This is a genomic window from Beduinella massiliensis (assembly GCF_900199405.1).
Taxonomy (GTDB): Bacteria; Bacillota; Clostridia; order Christensenellales; family Aristaeellaceae; genus Beduinella; species Beduinella massiliensis.
In genome coordinates this window covers 1510373-1535792 of the sequence record NZ_LT963430.1, presented here as the reverse complement: position 1 = coordinate 1535792, position 25420 = coordinate 1510373, and the positions used below count along the sequence as shown (strand labels likewise).

Genomic DNA, 25420 nt, shown 5'->3' with positions numbered 1-25420 from the left:
TTACTTTTCTTCCATGCCCGGCAGCGAACTGGGGCCGAAACCCTCCGGCAGCAGGGCGTTAAGCGTCGTTTCGCGCACCTGATCGCCCCAGGTGACCAGCACGCGCAGGTCCGGCGCGAACTCGTAGAGCATCTGCCTGCAGGCGCCGCAGGGATAAGGCGCGGAACCATTGGACGCGATGGCGATCGCCTCGAATTCACGCGCGCCCTCGCTGACGGCCTTGCACAGCGCCGTGCGTTCCGCGCACATCGCCATGCCATAGGCTGCGCACTCCACGTTGCAGCCGGTGAAGACGCGCCCATCCTTTGAGCGCAGCGCAGCGCCGACCGTATACCGGGAATACGGCGCGTAGGCGCGCGTCGTCATCTCTCGCGCGGCGGCGAGCAGCTCGCCGTCTCCATCACGGGAAAGGCCCGCGCGCGCCAGCGCCGCCTCTTCCTTTTCGCGCATCGCGCGCTTGTCCGCTTCGTTCATATGGTCATACCCCATTACATGCATCAGCCCATGCGCGAGCAGATACCCGATCTCCCGTGCAGCGCTGTGTCCATATTCTTCCGCCTGCGCACGCGCGTGCTCCAGAGAGATGACGATATCGCCCAGGTGCACACAGCCCGTATCCGGGTCGATTTCACGCCGCAGAAGGGATTCGTTGTCCCGGGCCGTCCCCCGGGGATAAGTGCAGGTGGGAAAGGAGAGCACGTCCGTCGCGGCGTCCTTCTTGCGCATCTCACAGTTGATCTCGCGAATGCGTTCGTCCGTCACGAACATCGCCAGCGCCTGATAACGTCCCGTCAGCCCTTCCTCCTGCTCGCAGGCGTCCGCCACACGGCGCAGCAGCGCTTCGTCCACGTCCCGGCAGGCGCCGTCTATTTCAAGCCTCATCCCGCTTTCCCGCCTTTCCAGCCTCGTCCTTTGCGTCGTCGGGCGTGCTTTCCTGCACCGGATCGGCTTCCGTCTCCTTTGCCGCCGCGTGCAGGTTCTGCTCGTCCGCCTGCGTGGGCACGTAGGCGGCGATCTCGTCGGGCACCTGCTCGTCCTTTTCCGGATGCAGGTTGACGTCCGGGTACTCGATGCGCTCGTGGAACACGCCGTTGAGCACCTGCGCAAACGCCTGGCACACGCGCTCGATGTCGCGGAATGTGAGCGGCGATTCGTCCATCTGCCCGTCGTCGATCTTGCCGCGAACGAGCTTTTGAATCATCTGCTGGATGCTGTCGGGCGTCGGGTCGGGCATGGAGCGAACGGCCGCCTCGACCGTGTCCGCGAGCATCAGCACCGCCGCCTCACGGGTCTGCGGCTTGGGGCCGTCGTAGCGGAAGTCCGCCACGTTGGGCTCCTCGCCCCCCTGCTTGAGCGCTTTATGGTAGAAGTAGAGCACCGGCGTGTCGCCGTGGTGCTGGCGGATGAGGTCGATGATCGCGAGCGGCAGCCGGTTTTTCTGGCCCAGCGCCACGCCGTCCCGGACGTGTGCGATCAGGATTTCCGCCGACACCCGCGGATCCGTGTAGTCGTGCGGGTTCTCGCCCATTTGGTTTTCCTTAAAGTAATTCGGCCGTTTGAGCTTGCCGATGTCGTGATAATAGGCGCCCACGCGCACGAGCAGCGCGTTCGCGCCGATCGCCTCTGCCGCAGCCTCCGCGATGTTGGCGACGACCACCGAGTGATGATACGTGCCCGGCGTTTCGATCATCAGACGGCGCAGGAGCGGCTGGTTGGGATTGGAGAGCTCCAGCAGTTTGGATGGCGTGACCAGGTTGAAGGCCGTCTCCAAAAGCGGCTGAATGCCCACGCACAGCACCGAGGCGATAAAGCCGCCCAGCATCGAATAAAGCGCGCCGTTGAGCACGAGCTGGATGTCGGTGTTCGTGAGTCCCCCGACGCAGAGCACCACCCCCAGGTTTACCGCGCCGACCGCAAGGCCCGATAGCAGCAGACCTACGCGCGTGGCGCGGCGGCGCAGGGTGTAAATGCCGACCGTGCCGCCGACGATGCCCGTCAGCGCCGTGGAAAGCACCTGCGTGGGCACCGCGCCGCTGAGCCTGAGCGTCAGCATGGAAACGATGCCCGCGAGCGTCAGGTTCAGGATGTATGCCGGCGCAGTCCCGATCAGGCTCGCCGCCATCAGCGCGCCCAGCACGATCGGGATGGCGTAGAGGTTAAAGCGCATTACCAGCACCGAAAGCCCCAGCGCCAGCAGCCCGATGATGAGCAGCAGCAGCTCCTGCTTGGTGTCCCCGATCACGGCGGGCGCAAACATCCGAAGCGCCGCCGACATGACGAGCATCAGCATGAGCAGCAGCGCGCCTGTGCCGATATACAGCTGCGCGTCGAAGCTCTTGCCCTCCAGCAGGCCCAGGGACGAAAGCAGCGCGAGCTGTGCGCTGGTCACGCGTTCGCCCTGGCGCACGATGTTTTCACCCTGCTTATAGACGACCGGTTCCACCGCCTCGATGGCCTTCTGGCGGTTCTGCTCGGTGGCCTCCTGATCGATCTTCATGTTGGGCTGAAGCACCGTGCTCAGCAGCGGCTTGGCGACGTTCCACCACAAGGCGGAGCTGGTGTTGTAGGCAATCAGCTGCTGAATGTTGTTGATCGCGTCCGACTCGGAGCCCTCCGGAATGGTGCCGATCAGCGTCGTGCGCGTGGCGGAGCTCAGGCTCTGATAGAGGTTTTTGAGGTCTTCCGCGCTCGCGCTCATCAGGGTGTTGAGCTGATAATTGCTCAATTCCACCATCGTCAGCAGCGCACGCGCCGCGTCGTAGTCCTCCTGGGTAAATTCCGCATCGCCCACCGCCTCCCCGCGCTGGGAAAGGATGGAGGCTCCCAAGGACTGCACGTCTCCGATTTCCTCGAACGCCTTTTCAAAGTCCGCAAGGACAATCTCCTTCACGCCCTCGTCCTTGTAATAGACGGGGGCCGCCTGCGCAGCGGCTGCGTCGCGCCGCTGCTGTGTCGTGACCTCGTCCACCACGTCCTTGCTGGCCGTAATCGTCTTCTTGGCGATGTCGCCCACGCTGAGCGCATAGCGCTCCGGCGTGATGCTCGTCACGCAAAGCGTGATGACCGCGACATAGGCGAGGGCAAAGAGCAACGCGGAGGCCGCTTTCCGGTTACGGACGAACTCCCGAAGCCCCTTCCTGGGCTTCTTTTCCTTCTGTGTCATGCATACCCTCCTTTTCGCGCTGGGCATAGCGCTCGTAAGCGAGCACGATGGACTGCACCAGCTCGTGGCGCACGACGTCGCGGTGCGTGAGGCGCACCATCGCGATGTCCGGTACGCCTTCAAGCACCGCAAGCGCTTCGCTGAGGCCAGAAACCCGGCCGCGCGGCAGGTCCACCTGCGTCAGATCGCCGGTGATGACCATCCGCGAGCGAAAGCCCATGCGCGTCAAAAACATCTTCATTTGCTCGGACGTCGTATTCTGCGCCTCGTCCAAAATGATGAACGAATCGGAAAGGGTGCGCCCGCGCATGTAGGCCAGCGGCGCAACCTCGATCACGCCGCGATCCGAAAGGCGCTGGTAGCTTTCCGGTCCCATCAGGTCGAACAGCGCGTCGTACAGCGGGCGCAGGTACGGGTCCACCTTCTGCGTCAGGTCGCCGGGCAGAAAACCCAGCTTTTCCCCCGCCTCCACCGCCGGGCGCGTGAGCACGATGCGCTCCACTTCCTTGTTCTTGAGGGCGACGACCGCCGCGGCCATCGCGAGGTATGTCTTGCCCGTTCCCGCCGGGCCCACGCCGAACGTGAGCGCGTTCTTCTTGATCGCCCCCACGTATTCGCGCTGCCCCAGCGTCTTGCACTTCACCGGGCGGCCCCGGAAGTTCACCGCGACGATGTCGCTCATCAGTTCGTCCATGCGGTCCAGCTCGCCCGCGCGGTATAGCGACACCGCATAGCGAATGGTGGACGTATCCACCGTCTCGCCGCGGCGCATCAGCGTCAGCATCTGACGGACGACAGCCTCCGCGCAGTCCACATCCTTCTCTTCGCCGGAGATCATCAGATCCGTCCCCCGGAGGATGACGGACGTGTTCGTCTGCTGCCCCAGCACGCGCACATTGCTGTCGTTCGTGCCCAGCAGCGCCATGCAGTTCTCCGATCCCTGCACGGACAGCGTCAGGTTCTTATCGGTCAATCAAGGGATCCTCCATTCTCCGAAGGCGATTGTGCCGCCTCCTCAGACGCCATGCCGATGGATTCGACCGCTTCGATAACCACCGTAGCACACAGCATCTCGTCTTCTATCATACTATAATCTACCCATTTGTCAACAATCTGCGCGTCAAATGGCACGTTTTCCATCGCAATTTGCTCCGCCGCCGCGGCTGCCTCCGCCTGTGCCTGCGCCTCCTCGCGCGGCGTCTTTGAAAGGCTTACCTCGATGTATTGCTCGCGCCTGAGCGTAACGGGCAAAAACGCACCGACGACCGGCTGGAGCACGACGCCGCGGTCGAAGGCGGCATAATCCGGCGCCTCGGGCCACGAAAGGCTTCCCACAGGCGTCGTCAGGGTATTGACGACGGCTTCCCGCCCCGTAGGCGTGCTCGTCACCTCGTAAGCGGGGATGGCCGCCCGGCCTTCGTACCAAACCCTCGCCAAAACCTGCGCATGCGCGGCGACCGGCTTCGTCTCGCCGCCCGCGGTGCGCTCCTCGCCCGCGACGATCACCTGGCCGCGCCGTACCGCATCCCCGATGCGCGCTCTCGCGGTACCTGCCGAGACGAGCAGCTGCGTGATGACCCCGTCGCGCGAGGCGATGATGTCGCGCACACCCCCGCCGTATTCCTCCGGCACCGCGATGCGCGCCGACACGCATTCCACGACCAGCGAAACACCCTGGATGCGCACGTCCACCCAAGAAGCGTCGTTCAGTTCGCGCGCAAGCTGCGCGCGAAGCGCCTGCGGATCCAGGCGCGCCTTGAAGCTGCCCACCCCTACGTCGCGCGCCGAAAGCAGTTCGTATACCTCCGTCGCAATCACGGCGTCCGCGCGTACGTCCACGCGCCAGATACAAAGGTTTACGGCCCATACGCCCAGCAAGAACACGGCCGCGGCGACCGTCAACATCGCGCGCCGCCTGAGCATGCGATAGGCGCGCCCGCCCGCGCTGACATGGATCACCTCGGTCTTCCAGCCGACGTGGCTGCAAAGCTCCTGCAATCTATCATAATCGCGCGCCGCGACGGTCAGCGTCATCACCTTGGGCGATTCACGCGAGACGTCCTTCAGCTCGATTTCCTGATCGAGCGCGCGCGCAAGCATCTTTTCAAGCGATAGCCCCTGCACGCGAACGCGCAGAAAGCCGATTCCATCTTTCACGTCTGTCCCTCCTACCTTTGGTAAAAGAGCTGCTCGATGTCGCCTTCGACGGTCAGGACGCTCGCGCGCAGATGTGCCAGCGTGAGCCCCTTTCCCTTGACGCACAGGATGCCCTCGCTGGTACGCACGCGCACGGTATCATCTCCGCATTCGAGAATTCCCTGATGGTTTTCCAGCGCCATATGGTTCATCCCCGAAAGCGTCAGCTTCGGCGTCCCCAGGACGACCTCCTCGGGCAGACCGACGCTGCGCATGGTCTTTCTGATTCCTTCCTTTGCGCCCTTCACAGCTCTCACCCCCGTACAGCCTATGCGCGCAGGGCGGGTTGGATGCAGTGCGCGCGTCAATCCGCGCGGCCTTCCATCTTTTTTGTCCCTTTTGCCGTCCGCCGCGCTAAGCTGTCGACAAAGGAGGGCAAGCCGTAAAATGGGCCCTCCCGGCATCTTTCGATTCCGGAAGGGCCCATCTGTTTACCGCTTATCGAACCAGCGTGAAGTACAGGATCACCAGTACGCCCAGCACGATTCGATACCATCCAAACACCTTGAAATCGTGCTTCTTGACGAAGGACATCAGGAACTTGATCGCAAATACCGAGACGATAAAGGCCATCAGCGTGCCCGCGAGCAATATCTGCGCCTCCGCCGCGGTGAAGGCCAGGCCGAACTTGAGCATCTTAATGAGGCTCGCGCCAAACATCGCGGGAATGGACATGTAAAAGCTGAACTCCGCCGCCGCCGGTCGTGCAAGCCCCAGGATCATCGCGCCCAAAATTGTCGAGCCCGAACGCGAGGTGCCGGGCACCAGCGCCAGCACCTGAAAGGCGCCGATCAGGATCGCCTGTTTATAGGAAAGATCCTCCAGGTCTTCCAGTCTGCGGCGATGTTTTCCGTGCCCATTTCTGTTTTCCAGCACGATGAAGAGGATACCGTAGCCGATCAGCGCCGCAGCGATGACGAACGGACTGTTGTAAAACAGCGCGTCGATCGCGTCGTCGAAGGGGATGCCGATGACCGCCGCGGGCACACTCGCCACCAGCACCTTGCCCCACAGGTTCATGACGTCCCGCTTCACCAGCCCCTTGGCCCGCGTCGTAAAGGGCCAGAGCTTGTTAAAAAAGAGCAGCACCACGGCCAGGATCGCGCCAAGCTGGATGACGACAAAGAACATCTCCTTGAACGCGTCGCTCGCGTTGAGCTTCACGAACTCATCCACGAGAAGCATGTGGCCGGTGCTCGAAATGGGCAGCCACTCGGTGATACCCTCCACCAGCCCCAGGAAAATCGCCTTTAAAATTTCCATCGTTTCCCGTCCTTATTTCCTTTTTGCCAAATGTATATGCGATAGCTTAAAATCCATCCACCTGCCACTGCACGATTCGTTCAGCGGCGAGCCCTTCGACGCCCCGCACGTCCGTAAGGCCGCAGACGGTTCCGGATACTGCCAGCATCAGATGCCCGGTGTGCTCCTTCACCCGCTCGCCGCAAGCGCCCGAAAGCACCGGCTCCGGCCCCTCGACCTGTGAAGCGCTAAGGCGCCGGGCGGCCTCGCCCAGCAGCGCGTAAAGCGAAGCCTCCTCGCCCGGCACACAGGCCGCGTCCTGAACCTTGAGGACGCCGTCTTCCACATGCACGTCCGCATAGGCGGCAACCCGACCGTTCTCCTCTAACACCAGCGTTTCCTTCCACTCGGAAAGCACCCACCGCTCCCAGTAGGCGCTTTCCCCGCGCCAGAACGAGAGCGGGAACTGACCCATGTACAGGTCGTAAAGCCCCTGCGCCGCGGGCAGATCCGCTCCCTCAAAGGCGCGCACTCGCTGCGCACCCGATAGCTCCGGCAGGCTTTCCAGCGGCACGCGGCGGTAAAATGTCTGAACCGGCGCAAAGCCGTGCCTGCCGTAATGGCTGGTGAGCACGCCGTAAAGGGCGCGCAGGTGCATGCCGCGTTCGCTCATGTACGCCTCCGCCATGGTGAGCAACCGTCCCGAGATGCCCTGCCCGCGATATTCGGGCAGCGTGCAGACCTCGCCGATGCCGCCCGTGAGCTGGGGACACCCCTCCAGCATCAGATAACGCGTAAAGACGCGCACGCTCGAAACGAGCCTGCCCGCGTCCTCCGCCACGAAGATTCCCCCGACGTCCGCCCAGGGATCTGTTTCAAAGTGCCGTCGAAAGTACAGCGGGCCCACCTCAAAGAGCTGGCCGCAAAGCGCATACCAGGCATCCAGTTCCTCCATCCGCAGCGTGCGAAGCGTCACTGCCATACCGTTTCCTCCTTTTATCGGGCGCTTTGGGGCGCCTCAGTTCCATTCGTCCTCTGCGTCCTCTTCCCGCTCAAAGGGCAATAACTCGCGCGCCTTTCCGCCCGGCAGCTCCTGCACGTCCTCCAGCCGCTCCTGAATCGTGCGCGTCTTGCGCGCCGCATCCTCGATGGAATCGGAGGCCTGGCGCAGCTTTTGCTGCGTGCGCACGAGCAGCTCGCTGAAGTGCGAAAACTCCGTCTTGACCGCGCCGAGCAGCTTCCATACCTCGGCGGATTGGCGTTCGATCTGCAGCGTGCGAAAGCCCATTTGCAGGCTGTTGAGCAGCGCGGCCAGCGTCGTAGGGCCCGCTGTCACCACGCGGTATTGGTTTTGCAGCTGATCGCACAGCGCGCCCATGCGAAGCACCTGCGCATAGAGTCCCTCCGTCGGCAAGAACATGACCGCATAATCCGTCGTATAGGGCGGGGCGATGAAGCGGTCGTGAATCCGGCGCGCGTGCAGGCGGACGGACGCCTCCAACGCGCGCTGCGCCGCCTCGATCACGCCGCCGTCCCCGCTGTCGCTCGCGTCGATGAAGCGCGTATAGTCCTCCTGGGGGAAGCTGGCGTCGATGGGCAGGTATACAGGCAATCCGCCGCCGGTTCCCGGCAGCACCAGGGCGTAGTCCACAGCCGCCCCGCCTTCAGGTTTTACCTGAACGGCTGCCTTGTACTGCTCCGGCGCGAGCATCTGCTCCAGCAGCGTACCCAGGCGCACCTCGCTCCAGGAGCCGCTCACGTTCACGTGTGTCAGCACCCGTTTGAGGTCGCCGACCCCGCTGGCCAACGTCTGCATCTGCGAAAGCTCCTGTGTCACCTGCTCCAGCCGGTCGCTCACCAGCCGGAAGGACTCCCCCAGCCGCCTGTCCAGCGAGCCGGAAAGCTTTTCGTCCACCGCCTGCCGCATCTGCTCCAGCTTCTGCTCATTTTCCTGGCGAATGAGGGTAAGCCCGCCCTCCAGCGCCGCGCGCACGCGCTCGATGCGCTCTTCGTTGCTGCTCAGCTTGTCGTCGAGCACCTGCGTGATGCGCTCCATCTGCCCTTCATAGGCTTCCAGCTTTTCGCCCACCGCTCGCTGCATGCGCTCCATGCGCTCCTCGTCCGTGCGGCTGGCGGCGCGAAGCTGTCCCCCGAAGGAATCGAGCTGTCCCTGCTGCGTACGCGCCATTTCGCCCATCATGCGCACGAGCGAATCGTTCACGCCGCGCACGTCGTCCCGTATCTCCGCGCGCTGCTTCTCCTCGCGCTCCGCAGCCCCCTGCGCTTCCTTCTGCGACTGCTCCCGCAGTTCCTGCGACAGCGCCGCAAGGCGCTCCTCCATCCGGCGCGTCTGTCTGCGCGAAAGCAGCCACAGCGCGAGCAGCAGACATAGCGCCGCAAAGGCCCCAATCCCCAGTACAGCTTGATGCCCCGCGAGGAATGACAGCACAGCGTTCACGTTCAGCAACCCCTCTCTTGGCGCCACCGATTCTGAGCGGTGGCAATCAGGCATAAAATAGAGTATAATAGATAGAGAAACCGCTCGGCGCATCCGGCCCGTGGGCATGCACCCCAGGCAGACGCCCTTTTCGGCCTACACATGTATGGGAGGTAAGATCATGGAAAGACGTACGCGGCGCCCCGAAAAAGCGCCTGAAAACAACACAAGCGAAGAGGAGAAGGACGAACGCCGGGAAGCCGCGCAAAACGCCGCGCAGCGGAAAATGCGCCTGCTCATCATCGGGCTCTTCGTCTGCATCGTGATCCTGACGATCGTTCTGTGCGCGCTGCTCCTCGCCCGGCGCGGAAATCCGCAGACCGTGCAGCCGCCGGCGGAGAGCACGCAGGCGCCCCTTGCCTACGACGTCACCGCGCCCTTTGGGCCTTCGGACCTCACGCAGGAGCAGATGCAGCGTGCAGTACAGGAGGGTTCCTACAAACTCGCCGCAGGCGAGGCCGGTCCTCGTGGCATATCCATCGGCGATTCGCTGGACACGCTGCTCGCGCGCCTGCCCATTCATTACAGTGAGGACATGAACGACGACATGGCGGTGCTCTACTCCGCGGGCAGCGGCACGGAGGGCGATTCGGACGTGATTCTTCCGCCTTACGGCATGCTGACCGTCGCTTCGGACATGATCGAAATCACACTCGTCGCGCCGCTCACCACCTACCCGGACAACGTGGGCGCCTGCTACGTGAAATACCCGAACGTCTGGTGCCGCTACACCGTCAATCCGGAGGACAACGCCATCTCCCAGATCGCGCTGGGCGCCGGCAACCTGTAAATAAAGTAAAGGAGCGCCAAAGGCGCTCTTTTTTTATGGCGAACGCCTTAGAAGATCGCGTCTACAAACTCGGAAGCGTCGAAGGCCTGCAGGTCGTCAATCCCCTCGCCCACGCCCACATAGAGAACCGGCACGTTCAGGGCATCCCGAATCGCTACGGCAATGCCGCCCTTTGCGGTGCCGTCCAGCTTCGTAAGCACGATGCCGGTGATGTCCGCGACGTCGTTGAACTCCCTGGCCTGCGAAAGGCCGTTTTGGCCCGTGGTCGCGTCGATGACGAGCATCGTGCGCACCTCAGCCTCCGGGTACTCGCGCTCGATGATGCGCGTCATCTTGCGCAGTTCCTCCATGAGGTTCTTCTTGTTGTGCAGCCGTCCCGCCGTATCCACGATCAGCAGGTCCGCCCCGCGGCCCTTCGCGGACTGCACCGCATCGTACACGACCGCCGCGGGATCCGCGCCTTCCTCGCGGCGGACGAGCGGCACCTGTGCGCGGTTCGCCCAGATTTCGAGCTGATCGGCCGCCGCCGCGCGGAACGTATCCGCCGCCGCCAGCATGACGGTGTGCTGCGCATCCTTAAAGCGCAGGGCGAGCTTGCCGATCGTCGTCGTCTTGCCTACGCCGTTGACGCCCACGATCAGCATGACCATCGGCCACTTGAGCGGTGGACGCGGCATGTTCATCTTTTCCTTGAGGATGTCCTTGAGGATGTCGTGCGCACGGTCGGCGCTCTTCGTCTTTTCAGCGGCGACGCGGCGCTTGAGCTCCTCGATCATCTCGTCCGTCGTCTTCATGCCGATGTCCGCCATGATGAGAATGTCGGTGAGCTCCTCGTAAAAGTCGTCGTCGATCTCGCGGGTCGAAACCACGAGCTGATCCACCCTGCCCGCCAGCGAATCGCGCGTCTTGGTCAGTCCCTCTTTCAGGCGCGCGAAAAAGCCTTTTTTCTTTTCTTCCGCCATGATTTTCCCTCCTTATTCCATATGGTCGCTCAGTTGTACGCTAATCATGCGCGAAACGCCCTTTTCTTCCATCGTCACGCCGTAAAGCGCGTCGCAGCGTTCCATCGTCCCCTTGCGGTGGGTGACGACGACAAACTGGGTGTTCTGCGCAAATTCCTTTAAGTAGTCCGCATAGTAAGAAATGTTTGCGTCGTCCAACGCCGCCTCGATCTCGTCCAGAATGCAGAACGGCGTCGGTTTGAGGCGAAGCATCGCAAACAAAATCGCGATTGCGGTCAGCGCCCGCTCGCCGCCCGAAAGGAGGCTCAGCATCTGCAGCTTCTTTCCCGGGGGCTGCGCCACGATCTCGATGCCGCAGTTCAGCACGTCCGAGGGATCCTGCAGCTTGAGCTCCGCCCGTCCGCCGCCGAACAGGCGCGTAAACGTCTCGCCGAAGAAGACGTTCAGCTGGTCGAAGTTCTGCTTGAACTGCCTTTCCATCTTCACGAGCAGCCCCTCGATGATGCCCTGCAAGTCCTCCTGCGCGCGGGTCAAATCGTCCCGCTGCGCGCTCAGGTCGTCAAAGCGTTCCCGGCACGCGCGGTAGTCCTCCACCGCGTTGACGTTGACCGAACCCATCTGACGAATCTCGGTGCGGATGACGCCGATGCGCTTTTCGCTGTCCGCCAGTTCAAAGCCCTCCGTCCTGAATTCCAGCGCGCCCGCGTAGGTCAGCTCGTAATCCTCCCAGATGCGCTCCTGCATTTGAGAAAGATCGCTTTGCGCGCGGGAAAGCTGCAGCTCCGCGCGGTGGTGCTTGTCCACGTCCTGCGCGACGGATTCGCGCAGCGCGTCCAGCCGCTCCGTGATCTCGCGAACCGCCTGCTGACGCTCCTCGCGCCGCCGCTGTGCCCGCGCAAGCGCGTCCTGCGCCCCGTTCAGGCGCTGCTGGCAGTCCTGCTGATCCGCCTCGCCCTGCGAAAGCTGCTCCGCAGCTTCCTTTCGCGTACGCAGGCTCTCTTCGCGGGCGCGCGCGTTTTCCTCTCTGCGCGCGCGCAGCGTCTGCTGCTCGTTTTGCAGGCGCGCGCTGTCGCGCCGCAAAGCTTCGATCTCGCGCTCAAGCGAGGCCAGCTCCACGCGCTGCGCGGTCACCTGTTCGCGCAGGCCATCCACCTGCGCGCGCGCCTCGCTCTGCACGAGCGCGAGCTGCGCCGTCTCCTGCTGCATGCGGGCCGTGTCCTGCTGCGCGCCATCCTGACGCTCGGTCATGCCCGCAAGCTGTTCGCCGATGTCCGCGAGGTTGTCGCTGATCTGCTCGCGCATCGCCTGCGCCTGGCGCATGCGCGCCTCGTGCTGCGAAAGCTCCGTCTGCGCGGAAGCTACGCGCTCCTGCTCGCGGGCGACCGCGATCTCTTCCTGATGCAGGCGCGAAAAGAGCTCCGAGCGCAGGCGCTTTTCTTCGCTGCGGGACTGCTCGATCTGCTCCAGCTCCTGCCTGATCTCCTCGATCTGCTTCGCGTTCTGGGCGATGAGTGCCTCGTGCTCGGAAATCTCGCGCTCGCGCGAGAGCAGGCTCGTCATGCGCGACTGCGAGCTGCCGCCAGTCATCGATCCGCCGGAGTGCATGACGTCGCCCTCCAGCGTCACCAGGCGGAACGCCTGCCTGCCCCGGCGCATGATCTGAATGCCCGCGTCCAGATCCTTCGCGATGATCGTGCGCCCCAACAGGCTCTCCACGACCCCGCGGTACTTCTCGTCGTAGGTAACCAGCTCCGACGCCACGCCCAGACAGCCGGGCATCGACAGCACCTGACGCTCGGCGGGCGAAAGCACGCGGCCGCGTACGCTCGTCAGCGGTAAAAACGTCGCCCTTCCATAGCGGTTCTGGCGCAGGTAGGCGATCATGTCCTTGGCGACGTATTCATCCTCGGTGACGACGTTTTGCAGCGCCCCGCCGAGCACCGCCTCGATGGCGCGTTCGTATTCCCTGGGCGCATGAATCAGCGTCGCCACGACGCCGTGCACGCCGCCCTTTTTCTCGCCATGCAGCAGCACCTGCTTGACGGCGTGCTGATAACCCTCGTAATCGCGCTCCATCTCGCGCAGCACACGCAGACGCGAGGACAGCCCCTGCTGCCTGCCCGATAGCTCCTGAAGCTGGTTCTTCAGCGCCTCGCCGCGCTCGCCGTGCGCGCGCACCTTGACATCGAGACGTTCCGCCTCGTCCTGTAAGTCGCGCAGCCCGCCATCCACCGCCGAAAGCGCGTCCTTGGCGGCCGACAATGCTTCCTGCAGGCGCGCCTGTTCCGCCTCCATGTCGCCCTTTTGCGACAGCGATTCCTCCAGCCGCTTTTCCAGCGACTGGCGCATGGTCGTCAGCCGCGTCTGCGTCGTGCGCACATCGGAAAGGCGGTTCATCGCGTCGATGATCGCCGCCTTGTGCGCGTTGAGCGTCTCCTCCGCCTCCTCCGCGTGCGCCTGCGCCCCGAGCAGCTCTTCCTCCAGCGCCGCGAGCGCTGCCCGGCCCTCGTCCAGAAGGCCGCTGCGGCTGCCCTCGTCGCCGGTGCTGCTCTCGGCCAGGGTACGCAGAGCCTCCAGGCGCTTGTCCGCCTCGTCGACCTGCGCGCCTAATCGCTCTTCGTCCTGCTGCGCGTGGGCGATTTCCGCGCGCAGGACGTTGTTCTCGCCTTCGCGCGCCTCCAATTCCCGCGTCAGGTCGAGCACCTGCGCGTGCGCAGCGGAAACCTGACGATCCAGCTCTGAAACAGCCTCTTCCTGCTGGGCGCGCTCCTGCGTGTTTTCCTGTGTGCGGCGTTCCCCCTCGGTGATCGCCTCCTGCAGGCCGTCGATCGTCTTTTGCAGGGCGTCGATGCGCTCCTTCGCCCGGTCGGATCGAACGACGAACGCGTTCAGCTCCAGCCCGCGCAGCTCTTCGCGCAGGGCAATGTAACGCCGCGCCGTCTCGCTCTGCTTCTGCAGGGGTTCCAACTGTGCCTGCAATTCCTCCAGGATGTCCTCGACGCGCAGCAGGTTCTGGCGCGTGTTCTCCATGCGCCGTTCCGCTTCGTCCTTGCGCACCTTGTACTTGACGATGCCCGCCGCTTCCTCAAAAACCTGACGGCGATCCTCCGACTTGGCGGAAAGGATCTCGTCGATACGGCCCTGGCCGATCAGCGAATAGCCCTCCTTGCCGATGCCGGTATCGCGAAAGAGGTCGATGATGTCGCGCAGGCGGCAGGCCGTCTTGTTGAGCTGATACTCGCTCTCGCCGTTTCGATAGACGCGCCGCGTCACGCACACCTCGGAAAAATCCACCGGCAGGGCGCGGTCTTCGTTTTCAAACGTCAGCGATACCTCACAGTAACCCAGCTTCTTTCGCTTCTCCGTGCCGCCGAAGATGATGTCCTCCATGCGGCCGCCGCGCAGGCTGCGCGCGTTCTGCTCGCCCAGTACCCAGCGCACCGCGTCGGATATATTCGATTTGCCGCTGCCGTTCGGCCCGACGATCCCCGTGATCCCCTGGTCAAAGACGATCTCGGTGCGATCGGCGAACGACTTAAAGCCGTAGATCTCCAGTTTTTTCAGCCGCAACCGCGTTCCAACTCCTTATCGCTTTTCCTGCGTCAGGCGTTCCAGCGCCTGCTGCGCCGCCTGCTGCTCCGCGCGCTTCTTGCTCACGCCCTCGCCGCGCCCAAGCAGCTCTCCGTCCGCGCGCAGCACCTCCGCCGTGAACACGCGCGCATGGGGAGGCCCTTCCTCCGCCACGATCTGATAGCGCGGCACGGTTTCACCCGCCGCCTGCAAAAACTCCTGAAGGCGCGATTTTGCGTCGCGGTCCTCCTCTTCCTCCGGCTCGTAATCGCCCATCATCCGATCCACCAGCGCAGCGGCGGCTTCCATGCCGCCATCCAGATATACGGCCGCCAGCACCGCCTCCATCGCGTCCGCGAGAATCGAAGGCTTCTCCCGCCCGCCGTCCAGCTCCTCGCCGTGATCGAGCAGCAGCGCCGGGCCCAAGCCCAGCCGCCGTGCCGCAGCGGCCAGCGTCGCCTCGCGCACGAGCAGCGCCCGCCTGCGCGTAAGCTGTCCCTCCTGCATCTGCGGATAGCGCGCATACAGCACGCGGCTGACGCAGATTTCGAGTACCGCATCTCCCAAAAACTCCAAGCGCTGGTTGTCCGGCACGTGGTGCTGCAGGGCATACGACGGGTGGGTCAGCGCCTGCGCCAGCAGCTTGTCGTTCCGGAACGCATAGCAAAGCGCCCGGCTGATCGTCTCCGTATCCATAGCTTCCTCCCATTCACAGGGGAAAGCATCAGCACTGCCGCCCGCTCTGCGGGTTGCACTGCTCATGCTTCCATCTTTCCAGGCAGCCTGCGGGCGCGGGCATAATCTGCCCGCGCCCACGGCAGCGCGTCACTTTTTGGCTTCGATGTACTTGACCAGGTCGCCGACCGTCTTGACGGTCGCGATCGCGTCGTCGTCCACGGTGATGTCAAAGTCCTGCTCGATGTCCATGATGAGCATCATCACGTTCGCGCTGTCCGCCTTTAGGTCCTCTTGAAGGCGCGCCTCCAGCGTCACCGCGCTTTCGGGCACCTTAAGCTGACGGACGATCATCTTTTTGAGTTCTTCAAAGACCATGTGAATGACCCCTTTCTTAATTTTCCTTATTTCTGTTCCTGCTGCGCGTCCTGCGCGAGCACGAGGTTGGTGACTTCACGCCCGATGATCTCGACTACCCGGCCCTCGACCATCTTGCGCGCCTGACGGATTGCGCAGAAGATCGCGCGCGCGTTGGAATTGCCGTGCGCCTTGACGACCGCGCCCTCCACACCCAGCAGCGGCGCGCCGCCGACCTCCGTGGAGTCCATGGAATGCTTGATCTCCCGAAATACCGGCTTGCAGAGCAGTGCGCCGATCTTTCCGCGCAGCGAGCCCATCAGGCCTGTCTTGATCATGCCGAACATGGTGCCCGCCATACCCTCGGTGTACTTGAGCACGACATTGCCCACGAAGCCGTCGCAGGCAAGCACGTCCACCTGACCCGATAGGATCTCTCTTGCCTCCACGTTGCCCGCGAATTGGTACGGCTGCCCCTGAGACATGAGCTCGTACGTCTTCTTTGTCAGGTCGTCGCCCTTTTCCGCTTCTTCGCCGATGTTGATGATGCCGACCTGCGGTGCCTTCACGCCCATGACCTTTTCCATGTACACGCTGCCCATCAGGCCGAACTGCACCAGCCACTCCGGGTGGCAGTCCACGTTCGCGCCCGCGTCGATGAGCATCAGCGGCTTCTTAGGCGCGGGCAGCACGGGCGCGAGCGCCGGGCGCTCGATGCCGTCAATACGGCCGATCTTGAACATCGCGCCCGCCATGATCGCGCCGGTCGAGCCTGCGGAGACGAACGCCTCCGCCTCCTTCGCGCGCACAAGGTTCATACCCACCACCAGCGAGGACTGCGGCTTTTTGCGCAGCGCCATCACGGGGTGCTCGTGCGTGGTGATGACGTCCGGCGCATCGACGATCTCCAGCCTGTCCGCCACGTCGGCGTACTCGCCCAGGCAGGCGCGAATGTCGTCCCTGCGCCCGACGAGAGCGATTTCCACGTCCGGGAAGGCGCGCAGCGCGTCGATCGCGCCCTGCACGTTGACCGCCGGTGCGAGGTCGCCGCCCATCGCATCCACAACAATTTTCATTTTTCGTCCCCCATTTTCAAGGTATCGCTTTATTGTATCAAATTTTACCTCATTCTTCAAGCGTATACCGGGCGCGCGCGCCGCCGATCAGCTTCGGGCGCGCATAGGCCATGACGAGGTTCGCGTGCCCCACCGTGTGAAAGGGCGCACGCAGCGGTACGGCGACGCGGCGCAGGTGCATGCCGATCAGCGTGTCCCCAATATCCATCCCCGCATCCGCAGAGACGGCTTCCACCAAGATGGGGTCGCGCAGCATGCGGTAATAGGCTGCGCCGCAGGATCCGCCCGCTTTCGGATAGGGAACGGCCATCACCTCTTCCAGACCGCGAATCTCTGCCTGCCTCCGCTCGATGACGAGCGCGCGGTTCAGGTGCTCGCAGCACTGTACGCACCCGGCAAGCCCATGCGCCTCACAGGCGCGCAAAAACGCCTCGGCGAGCACCTTGCCCATCTCCGGGTCCGAGTTCTTCCCAATGCGTCCGCCGCAAACCTCGCTCGTCGAGCAGCCGAGCACGACGAGGCTTCCCGCAGCCAGACGCCCCTGCTCCGCCAGATATGCGACGGCCTCTCCCACTTCCCGGGCGACCTGCGCGCGCAGTTCCTCTGTTTCCATCCAAGACGCTTCCTTTCTCGTTTTCCCAAAGCAGGCGCACACGCGCCTTACGCTTCCGGCTTCTTTTCCGCCCGTGCGAACGTGTACGTGCCAATGCCCACGGCGATGGCCAGGTTCAGCGAGTCGATCGCAGCGCTGTGAGGGATCAATACGCTCGTGCCCATCCGCGCAAACGCGTCCGGCAAGCCGGACGCTTCGTTGCCGAAGACCAGCGTATAAGGATACTTCGCCTCAGGAGCCGCCTCCCCCAGCGGCACGGCGCCCGTGAGCATGAAGGGATAGAGCGCATGCTCCGGGAACTCGGCGCGGTACGCTTCAAAGTCGTCGTAATGCTGAACGCTCATGGAAAAGAGCGCCCCCATCGACGCGCGCACCACGCGCGGATCGAACAGATCCACCGCCGGGCGGACGATCGCAAGCTGCTGGAAGCCAAAGCCCAGGCAGGTGCGCAGGATCGTGCCGAGGTTTCCGCTGTCGGACGGATGGTGCAGCACGATGTGCGGCCGCTCCCGCGCAAGGGGACTCTCCCGCTTTTCAAAGACCATCGCCGCGTAGCAGTTGTCCTTATGGGCAATCCGGGCAAGCGCACGATCCGCCGTCTCCACGCGAATGCCCGCCGCCTCGCTCTCCTGCACGAGCCGCCGCATCCCTTCGCTGCTTTCGCCCGCGCTGCTGACCAGCAGGCGCAGGCAGCGCTCCGGACAGGCATGCAGGCACTCCATAGAGGGAAAGATGCCTGGCGCATAGGAATAGGAAAGCGAACGGTCGTATGTCTCGAGCTTTGGCATGTGCGTTTCATCCTCATCTTCGTATTGAAGGCAGGCTCAGCCTGCCGTTTGAACACGCGTTTATTGTATCAGAAAAGCGTCCGCAGCACAATGGGCGCACAGGTAAAAACGCGGGCCGCGCACAGCGCGCTTACGGCTACAGGCGCTTCTTTAAAAACGACGAAAAAAGACTGCCTTGCGGCAGTCTTCTTTTTTCATCTTAGTAGCGGCTCTGACGGTTGCGCTCAAAGCAATCGCGGCAGTAGACGGGCTTGTCGCCACGGGGCTGGAAGGGCACCTGCGTGGTGCAGCCGCAGCCGTCGCAAACGACTTCGTACATCTGGCGCTCCGGGCGGTTGCCGCCGTTCTGAGCGCGGCGCGCAGCACGGCAGTTCGGGCAGCGGCTGGGCTCATTCTGGAAGCCCTTTTCCGCGTAGAAAGCCTGCTCGGAAGCAGAGAAAACGAATTCGGCACCGCACTCGCGGCAGGTCAGCGTCTTGTCCTGATACATAATAAAAAACCTCCTAAATTTCTTGTGCCTCACCCGATGCCAACCCTGATGTGCTCCAGACGGACTTCCGGTCATCGAACGAAGCGATAGACGAAGGAGGCCTTGAAATACGAACCGGGTAATACCTTGGTTGAGGTCCAACGCTGACATTATAACACGTTTCTCCGGAAATAGCCAGTCTTTTTTTTTAAAGAATGTGCCAATTTCAGCCAAACGCCAAAAATCGATCAAATTCGGCAGGATTCGGCAAAATGAGGTCGAATGTAAACAAAAAATCGTCCACGTTCGCGTCGGTTCGTATCTGTCCGCCGAACGAAGAAGGAGCTATCGTATGAACTATGTATCGTTGGGGCAGCGCATTAGAAAGAAGCGTCAAATTCTCCACTGGACACAGGCACAGCTGGCGCAGGCCGTAGGGCTGTCCGTTTCCTTTCTGGGCCATATCGAACGAGGGAGCCGCAAGGCCAGTCTGGAAACGCTGGTTTCCATCTGCAATGTGCTCGACATTTCTCCGGCTTATCTGCTCGAGGAATCGCTCACCATCACGGACAAGACGCCGATGCCTGACGCGCTAAGCGACCGTCAGCGCGTCGCGCTCAATCAGATCGTTCACTATCTGGACGTTTGGAACGAATCCGGTTCCAAATAAAAGAAAGCCGCCTTATCGTGAACTGTGCCAAGTGCAAAGGCCAGTTCATTGCAGGGCGGCTTTTTGATACCATGAAAAAACGGCGCAGCTTTGGCTGCGCCGAAAATGTTTGCACCCCTTTTGACAGAGCGCTTTTTATTTGAGCTTGATGCCGCAGATTCTGCCGGTCGATGTGCCCACCACGACCATATCGTTGTAGGCGGCGGGCGATCCGACGATCGGCGATCCCAACGCTACCGTCGACAGGGTCGAACCCGTGAAGCCGTCCATCAGGCGCAGCGTACCGTTCGTATCGCCCTGGACGATGTAGCCCTTGCCGTCGGTGGTGTAAACCGCGGTCGGGGACGAGTACGAGTAGGCGTCCAGCGGCTGATTCCACAGTTCCTCGCCCGTCAGCTTGTCCAGCGCGATGACAGAGGCCATTTCCTCTTCTCCGGTCTGGTTAATCGTATAGACCACCATGTCGCTGATGTCGCCCTGACCGACGACCGGCGAGGACATCGCGCCTGCCGTGTTGTCGCTGGAGTATTTGCACTTGATCGTGTACTCCCATTCCAGCACGCCCGTCAGCGCGTCATAGCGGCGGATCGAAACATCCCCGCTGCGCTCGCGCTTTTGAATGGTGTTAGCCGTATACAGCGCGATGGTTCCATCGCCCTCGTCTTCCAGCGCGACCGTCGAACAGGTAGCGTCGGTCACGTCTACCGCCCACAGGCACTCCATGGTGTTCAGGTCCACACACTGCAGCACGCCCAGATTGTCCGCAAAGTAGGCGTAATTGCCGTACATCGCCACGCTGCTCACGATGCCCTGCGTGCCCTTGAGATTGCTCTTATAGCGGTAAGCGACCGTCTCGGGATCGATCTTCAGCGTACCCTCCGCGAGGTCAAACTCCGTGTTGAGACCGATCGTGTAGAGCAGGCCGTTTTCCCCGGTATAAACGAGGGTGTTCGAATCACGCTCCAGCAAGGCGGAGCTGTCCACCGCTCCGCTGGACACATTCGCCAGCGCGTTGCGCCCGCTCTCAAAATAAATCTGCGTCTGATCGATCAGGTTGTACACGCGCATGCCGATCGTGCCGGTATTGCTCCGAAGCTGGGAAATGCCCTGGCCCGCAAACAGCATCGGATAGCCGCTCGTGTCTACCGCCGCGGTCGCGCGGAAGGGATAGCCCAGCTCGATCGGGTCGCGGGTAGGCTTGCCGTCGTCCAGGTCGAGGAAGTAGATTTTGCCGTCCATCGCAGGCAGGATGACTTCCTTGAGCCCGGTGATCGACTTCTTGGAATCCTTTAGGTTCATCAGTTCGCGGATTTCCTTGTGCCACTTGACGATCAGCGGCTGACCCGTCCAATCCGAACCCTGATAGATCGTCTTGCCCTCGCCCGCAACCATACCGGTCTTGCTCGACCATGCGAGTTCCAGCGTCTCGTCGCTGATATCGGCCGCGCCAAAGGAAGCGTTCTGGCGCATCGGGCCATTGCGGAACGTCAGCACCCCGTCCTGGCGTCCGTATTCCTCAGGATTGCCCATGGAAATCTTCTGCGACGCGCTCTCCTGCTCCGCGCCGTTTGCGATCACCGACGTCGTCATGGCGAGCGCTTAGACGGGTGTGTCGCTGCCTGTGAATTATGTGTGGTGGTGGGTGTTGTGAGGGGGAGGAGGAAGCGTCGGGGTCGGCACGGGGGTCGGAGTCGGCGTGGGCGTCGGGGTTGGCGTGGGTGTCGGGCTCGGCGTCGGCGTGGGTTCCGGCGTCGGCTCAGGGGTCGCAGTCGGTTCCGGCGTCGGCGTCGGAGCCGCCGTCGGCTCGGCGGTCGCCGTGGGCTCTGGCGTCGGCTCAGGGGTCGCAGTCGGTTCCGGCGTCGACTCGGGTTCAGGTTCCGCTGTCGGCAGCGCAGCCGCCGGCTCCACCATCTGGGGCGGCAGAACCATTACGGCCGTCGCCGCGCTCTGCGTATCCTCCATAGCCCAGGCGGCATCCGAACCCGCATAGGCAAGCACGGCGCCCTCGTACGCTTCGTCGAACGTTACCGGAATCTCCCATACATAATAATCATCTGCCCAGGCATCTCTCACCTGGAATGTCACGCCATCCTGCGGCACGAGCGCAATCTGCTCGCCCTCATTGTTGACGAGCTGCACCCGGGAAGCATTTCTAGAGGTTTTTACCGTGAAGACGACCTGTCCGCCGGCGTCCACAGTCTGCGGCTCGGCCGTCAATTCAAACGCCGAATACGCGGACATGTCGTCCTGCGTGGTGGCAAAGCCCACCCGTTCGAGCAACGAATCGCGCAGTTCGGGCATGAAGAACCAGCCGCAAACGCACAGCGCCAGCAGCACGAGCAGCGCAATCAGCACTGCGATCAGGCAGCCCCTGCCCTTGCCGCGGCGGGGAGGCTGCTCGTCCAAATCCGGCTCGTCCTCAAAACCGTCCGTCTCGTCGAAGTCATAATCCATGCCGTCCATGGCATATCCTTCGTCGTCCGGATCCAAACGTTTTGTCGCCCGAATGCCGGGCGGCGGCGTACGGCGCATCGGCGCCGGCTCCTCGTCCCTCGCAGGAGGCTCTGCGGATGCAGTCTCCTTCGGCGGATTTATCTCTGCGTCCGGCTCGTCCAGATTTGGACGGCGGCGGCGACGACGGCGCGGCTCGCCACTTTCCTGCTCTTCCTGCCCGGCGCGGTCGATGTCATAGCCTTCGCCAAACTGATCGTTCAAAATCGTTACACCCCTTTTCTGATTTTGCCCCCGCGCAGGGAGCGAAAACGCTCCGTCCGGTGCTGTATGCGCCCCGGCGGCGCGTATAGCAAAACAAGCGGATCATACTTCATTTATTATACAGAAGGAAACGGAAATACTCAACGTTTTTTTCATATTTCACGGCCATTTTGACTTATTTCGCCATTTAAAGCGCACGGCTTCGCCGCTTCACATTCTCCCAGATGCGCGCATACATTGAAATGGACCATCGAAAACAGAATACCATGGAGGGATTAAGCTATGGAAAACCCATCTCCGTTCGATCTTTTGCAGGGCGCAGCAGTCCCCTTTTCCCAGCTTACCGATACCCAGCGCTTTGACCGCTGGCGTGAGATTCAAAGTATTTCACCGCGTCAGCAGCCCGTTTCGCGCGATGCCGACGTGCCTGCGTCTAGGCAGGAAGCTCCCGCGCCCGCGGCAGACGAACGTCCTGTCCCGGCGCCAGAACCCGAAGCAAAGGCCGAAACCTCCGAGACGGAGCCGGAGCAAAGGGGGCAGCGTCCCGCCCCGGCGCCGAAGCCTCACAGGAATTATTATGACAGTATCATTCAAAAACATACACTCGCAGCCAATCAAACCGTCTTCATACCCGTCACAAAGCCCTGAACATATCCGGAAGCAGAAAGACGCCGTCCCTGTGCGCAGCCCCAGGCGCCAGCGGCAGGGGCGGCCACGCTGCCGCGCGAAAGGTCTGTCCCGTCAAAATGCCGTCCTGATAGATCAGTTCTCTGCGCGCATCCGGCGGAGCCGGAACGCGCACAACGCCTTCATCCGAACGCTCGGGCGCGGTTTTCTCTTCTATTATATAGTGCTCTGCGGAGTCCGCCGTCTCCTTCGTGATTTTTTCCTGTTCGCGTGCCTCCCGTACCGGCTCGTCGGCATGCGGAGCATATGCCGCGCTCAACCGCGCGCGAATCGCCAGCGCGCTTTGTGTGCAGCCCCTTAAAAACCCCAAAGCGGCGATTTGTCCGTCCGTCGTGCAAAGCGCAAGCCCCTGTGCGTGCGAAGAGGTAACTTTCTCTGTCAGCGTCCCCTTTTTTGCGCTCCAAACGCCGACTCGCCTTGTGCGTTCCCGCTCTATGAGCACGACGTCGAGCGTCTGTCCGCCCAAGTCCTGCGTACACCGAATATCCAGCGCAATCTTACTGTCCCTTTCCTGCCAGACGGCGGCCCCGCATGCAGTTCCGTCAGGCCGTCTGATCGTCACAATCTGTCTGCAATACGTCATGTCGTCCTCCCTCCGCCGCAAAGCGGTCAATTCCTTTTCCCGCCATGCTTATGCCAAACGTTCACATTTTAGCGCTTGATCTTCTCCCGCATGAAATGATATAATAAAATGACATTCCGTATTCTCCGGCAGGATGCCGTCTCTTCGTATTATATAGGAGGCTTTTCGTGAAACGATTTTTCATTCTTTTACTCGCGCTGTCGCTCCTGCTTGGTTGCCTAACCCCTTCGGCCCTTGCCGCGCCGGAGATTCTCTACACCGGCGTAACCCTCAAAAGCCTCACGCTGCGCGAGGCGGAAAGCGCGGAAAGCGCCGCGGTCGGCGTCCTGAAGGAAAAAGAGCGCGTCGGCATCATCGATTACTCGCCTGAATGGCTCCATATTTATAGCGAAGACAAAGGCGAGGGCTACGTCAAACGCCAAAACGTCACGGACATTAAACCGTTGGATCCGGAAAACACGCCGCCCTATGGCGCCGTGCTGCACACCCAGGTGGCGACAGTGAAGACGGAATCGCCCGTTTATGCGGCGATGGATTCCACCGCAGAGGCCCTGTGCACCGTGACCCCCGGCAGCCGCATCTCCTTTTGGTACATCGAGGACGGCTGGATCGTCATCCCCTATCAGCGCAAGATCGGCTATCTGCCCGCCTCGGCCATCGAAAACCTGGAACCCATCGCACCCAGCGCCGAATATGCCGAAAGCGGCGACATTCTCGCCGCCTTCACCAGCTTCTATAAGGTCAAGCAGACCGAGCTGAACAAAGGGCGCATGGTCAATATCGACGTAGCCTGCGACTACATCTCCATCGACATGGAACCTGGACAGTCCTTTTCCTTCAACGGCATTGCCGGCCCCTACAAAAAAGCCCGCGGCTATCAGGCCGCCCCTGTATTGATCGACGGCACCACGATGCCCGGCTATGGCGGCGGCACCTGCCAGGTTTCCACCACCCTTTACAACGTGCTGCTTCAGCTCTGGGACGGGATTACCATCATCCACCGCCGTCCGCACGGTCCCGGCGGGGCGAGCTATGTGCCTCACGGCGTGGACGCGGCGGTCGGCAACGAAAAGCTCGACCTGATCTTTCAGAACGACTATGCCTTTCCCATCCACATCGACGCCAGCGCGAAGGACGGAGCGCTCTTTATCGCCATCCGAAAGGCCTGACATTCAGATCGCGGACAAAAAGCCGTCTTTGCAAAATGCAGAGGCGGCTTACCCTATATTATAGAAGCTTTTCCTTTAAAATGGCGTGAAACTGCCCACCGCATCGCGCGAGCTCGTCCAGCACCGCGTCGATGCCCGCTTCCGTCTTGGTCCAGTTGTCGCGCGTAATCCCCTGTGCGCTGACCGGGCAGACGATGAATTCCGCGTCCGGATACAGCGTCTCGTAGTACATGAGCGCGCGGCGGGCATGCTGCTCCTTGCAGCAGATCATCGCGCTGCGCACCTCAATGCCCAACGCATCGGTCACCCGGCGCGAATAGATCGCGTTTTCATACGTGTAGGTCGCCTGATCCTCCCGCAGAATGGCGTGCTCTGGAACGCCGCCGCGCATCAGCACGTCGCGGTAAAACACCCATTCGCTCTCATAAGGGCCCGGATATTCCGCCGCCCGCGACTGCGGCCCCGGAAAGCGCCCCAGCGTCACGCTGAACCGCCCCGAGGGAAGCAGCAGCGGCGCGTAGCCCTCCCGATACATGCGCGCGCCCTGAAGGGCGGTTTCCGCATAGGGACTGCCGGGCAGAAAAGCGATGTCTACCGGTCGCGGCGCATGGCGCACGAAGATAAAGTCCGTGATCTCCTGAACATAACGCAAGCGCAATTCTCCTCTCCCCGTCACATTCGGCCCATGCGGCGCATTCGCGCATTCAGGATCACGTTCCCCTCAACGGAGGCGGCGGCCTGCGGGACGAAGCGCCCGTCGAAGAGGCGGCGATCCGCAAAAGCCCGGACATCATCGCACCGGCAGAACAAAAGCCCCGTTAGCGCCAGGAGCAGCGTAATCAGCGGATTCGACATTCGACTCATCCTTTCAATCGGTTCGGGATAAAGAAAAGCCCGCTTCGCACAGTGGCGAAACGGGCTTGAATAATGCATCAAAGCCTATTATGCGTTCCTGTGCAAGCCAAAAAGTGCGTCGGACATCTCCGCGCACATCAGGAACATTCGCATCGAGTGAACGTTAAAGCGCATGGATTCGTCCTCCCTTCGGCTTGCTTTGCTTTAGTTTAGCATCCACCGGCGCGCCTGTCAACCGGGAACGAGCGATTTTAAAATTTTTCTAAAATTTTTATGCGTTTCTTTCTCTGCGCCTTAAATAGAAGCAGGGTTTGCGGAGCGACTAAATCAACGCCTCACGAAC

General features: G+C 62.1%; 25 protein-coding genes. 4 read left to right on the top strand and 21 right to left on the bottom strand.

Translation table 11 applies throughout. From position 1 onward, the window contains the following. From C1725_RS07585 to C1725_RS07550, 8 genes are all read right to left on the bottom strand, one after another. Entirely contained in the window at positions 1–882 is an 882-nt protein-coding gene (locus C1725_RS07585; protein WP_102411032.1) for a cytidine deaminase, read from the bottom strand. Then, entirely contained in the window at positions 872–3163 is a 2292-nt protein-coding gene (locus tag C1725_RS07580; protein WP_346026454.1) for an HD family phosphohydrolase, read from the bottom strand. The genes C1725_RS07585 and C1725_RS07580 overlap by 11 nt, the downstream gene beginning before the upstream one ends. Beyond that, complete coding sequence (locus C1725_RS07575) at positions 3111–4136, bottom strand: PhoH family protein (protein WP_346026453.1); 1026 nt, start codon at positions 4134–4136, stop codon at positions 3111–3113. The genes C1725_RS07580 and C1725_RS07575 overlap by 53 nt, the downstream gene beginning before the upstream one ends. Then, positions 4133–5320 carry a sporulation protein YqfD gene (locus C1725_RS07570; protein WP_102411030.1) on the bottom strand — a complete coding sequence of 396 codons (1188 nt, stop codon included), beginning with the start codon at positions 5318–5320 and terminating at the stop codon, positions 4133–4135. Before C1725_RS07570 ends, C1725_RS07575 begins: the two co-directional genes overlap by 4 nt. A gap of 11 nt (positions 5321–5331) precedes the next feature. Next, complete coding sequence (locus C1725_RS19270; protein WP_346026452.1) at positions 5332–5607, bottom strand: YabP/YqfC family sporulation protein; 276 nt, start codon at positions 5605–5607, stop codon at positions 5332–5334. A 190-nt stretch (positions 5608–5797) separates the two neighbouring features. After that, entirely contained in the window at positions 5798–6622 is an 825-nt protein-coding gene (locus tag C1725_RS07560; RefSeq protein WP_102411028.1) for an undecaprenyl-diphosphate phosphatase, read from the bottom strand. Between the two features lie 46 nt (positions 6623–6668). Continuing rightward, complete coding sequence (locus C1725_RS07555) at positions 6669–7583, bottom strand: GNAT family N-acetyltransferase (protein ID WP_102411027.1); 915 nt, start codon at positions 7581–7583, stop codon at positions 6669–6671. Between the two features lie 36 nt (positions 7584–7619). Further along, entirely contained in the window at positions 7620–9059 is a 1440-nt protein-coding gene (locus tag C1725_RS07550; RefSeq protein ID WP_346026451.1) for a DNA recombination protein RmuC, read from the bottom strand. A 160-nt stretch (positions 9060–9219) separates the two neighbouring features. Here C1725_RS07550 and C1725_RS07545 point away from each other — a divergent pair, with 160 nt between their 5' ends. Next, a complete protein-coding gene (locus C1725_RS07545) occupies positions 9220–9888 on the top strand; it encodes a hypothetical protein (protein ID WP_102411025.1) in 669 nt (222 codons plus the stop codon). Between the two features lie 47 nt (positions 9889–9935). On the opposite strand, the gene ftsY is transcribed toward C1725_RS07545, so the two are convergent. The 8 genes from ftsY to C1725_RS07505 form a co-directional block, all read right to left on the bottom strand. Then, a complete protein-coding gene (gene ftsY, locus C1725_RS07540) occupies positions 9936–10850 on the bottom strand; it encodes a signal recognition particle-docking protein FtsY (RefSeq protein WP_102411024.1) in 915 nt (304 codons plus the stop codon). Between the two features lie 12 nt (positions 10851–10862). After that, positions 10863–14420 carry a chromosome segregation protein SMC gene (gene smc, locus C1725_RS07535; RefSeq protein ID WP_102411023.1) on the bottom strand — a complete coding sequence of 1186 codons (3558 nt, stop codon included), beginning with the start codon at positions 14418–14420 and terminating at the stop codon, positions 10863–10865. 15 nt (positions 14421–14435) lie between these two features. Further along, positions 14436–15116 (bottom strand): ribonuclease III, encoded by a 681-nt coding sequence (gene rnc, locus C1725_RS07530; protein WP_102411022.1) that lies wholly within the window; start codon positions 15114–15116, stop codon positions 14436–14438. 129 nt (positions 15117–15245) lie between these two features. After that, positions 15246–15473: an acyl carrier protein gene (locus C1725_RS07525; protein WP_102411021.1), complete on the bottom strand. Its 228-nt coding sequence runs from the start codon at positions 15471–15473 to the stop codon at positions 15246–15248. Between the two features lie 26 nt (positions 15474–15499). Continuing rightward, entirely contained in the window at positions 15500–16528 is a 1029-nt protein-coding gene (gene plsX / locus C1725_RS07520; protein WP_102411020.1) for a phosphate acyltransferase PlsX, read from the bottom strand. Between the two features lie 49 nt (positions 16529–16577). After that, positions 16578–17141, bottom strand: coding sequence for a TIGR01440 family protein (locus C1725_RS07515; RefSeq protein ID WP_102411019.1), 564 nt, complete (start codon positions 17139–17141; stop codon positions 16578–16580). 47 nt (positions 17142–17188) lie between these two features. Beyond that, entirely contained in the window at positions 17189–17929 is a 741-nt protein-coding gene (locus C1725_RS07510) for a TrmH family RNA methyltransferase (protein ID WP_102411018.1), read from the bottom strand. Between the two features lie 199 nt (positions 17930–18128). Next, positions 18129–18419, bottom strand: a complete 291-nt coding sequence (locus tag C1725_RS07505; protein WP_102411017.1) for a zinc-ribbon domain containing protein — start codon at positions 18417–18419, stop codon at positions 18129–18131. 331 nt (positions 18420–18750) lie between these two features. Here C1725_RS07505 and C1725_RS07500 point away from each other — a divergent pair, with 331 nt between their 5' ends. Further along, positions 18751–19068, top strand: coding sequence for a helix-turn-helix domain-containing protein (locus C1725_RS07500; protein ID WP_102411016.1), 318 nt, complete (start codon positions 18751–18753; stop codon positions 19066–19068). 135 nt (positions 19069–19203) lie between these two features. Here C1725_RS07500 and C1725_RS07495 read toward each other — a convergent pair whose 3' ends face one another. Together C1725_RS07495 and C1725_RS19265 are read right to left on the bottom strand one after the other, a co-directional pair. Next, entirely contained in the window at positions 19204–20658 is a 1455-nt protein-coding gene (locus tag C1725_RS07495; protein ID WP_102411015.1) for an outer membrane protein assembly factor BamB family protein, read from the bottom strand. 36 nt (positions 20659–20694) lie between these two features. Next, positions 20695–21783: a hypothetical protein gene (locus C1725_RS19265; RefSeq protein ID WP_346026450.1), complete on the bottom strand. Its 1089-nt coding sequence runs from the start codon at positions 21781–21783 to the stop codon at positions 20695–20697. 282 nt (positions 21784–22065) lie between these two features. Between C1725_RS19265 and C1725_RS07485 the strand changes: the two genes are divergently transcribed. Next, positions 22066–22431: a hypothetical protein gene (locus C1725_RS07485; RefSeq protein ID WP_102411014.1), complete on the top strand. Its 366-nt coding sequence runs from the start codon at positions 22066–22068 to the stop codon at positions 22429–22431. Here C1725_RS07485 and C1725_RS07480 read toward each other — a convergent pair. Then, on the bottom strand, positions 22418–23053 hold the full coding sequence (locus C1725_RS07480; RefSeq protein WP_102411013.1) for a hypothetical protein: 636 nt from the start codon (positions 23051–23053) through the stop codon (positions 22418–22420). The two genes, C1725_RS07485 and C1725_RS07480, sit on opposite strands and share 14 nt — an antisense overlap. A 167-nt stretch (positions 23054–23220) precedes the next feature. Here C1725_RS07480 and C1725_RS07475 point away from each other — a divergent pair, with 167 nt between their 5' ends. After that, positions 23221–24222 (top strand): VanW family protein, encoded by a 1002-nt coding sequence (locus C1725_RS07475; RefSeq protein WP_102411012.1) that lies wholly within the window; start codon positions 23221–23223, stop codon positions 24220–24222. A gap of 58 nt (positions 24223–24280) precedes the next feature. Here C1725_RS07475 and C1725_RS07470 read toward each other — a convergent pair whose 3' ends face one another. After that, positions 24281–24874, bottom strand: coding sequence for an ElyC/SanA/YdcF family protein (locus C1725_RS07470; RefSeq protein WP_102411011.1), 594 nt, complete (start codon positions 24872–24874; stop codon positions 24281–24283). Between the two features lie 20 nt (positions 24875–24894). Continuing rightward, the gene (locus C1725_RS07465) at positions 24895–25077 is read right to left on the bottom strand and encodes a hypothetical protein (protein WP_102411010.1); all 183 of its coding nucleotides are present in this window, start codon (positions 25075–25077) and stop codon (positions 24895–24897) included. Positions 25078–25420 lie beyond the last annotated feature (343 nt).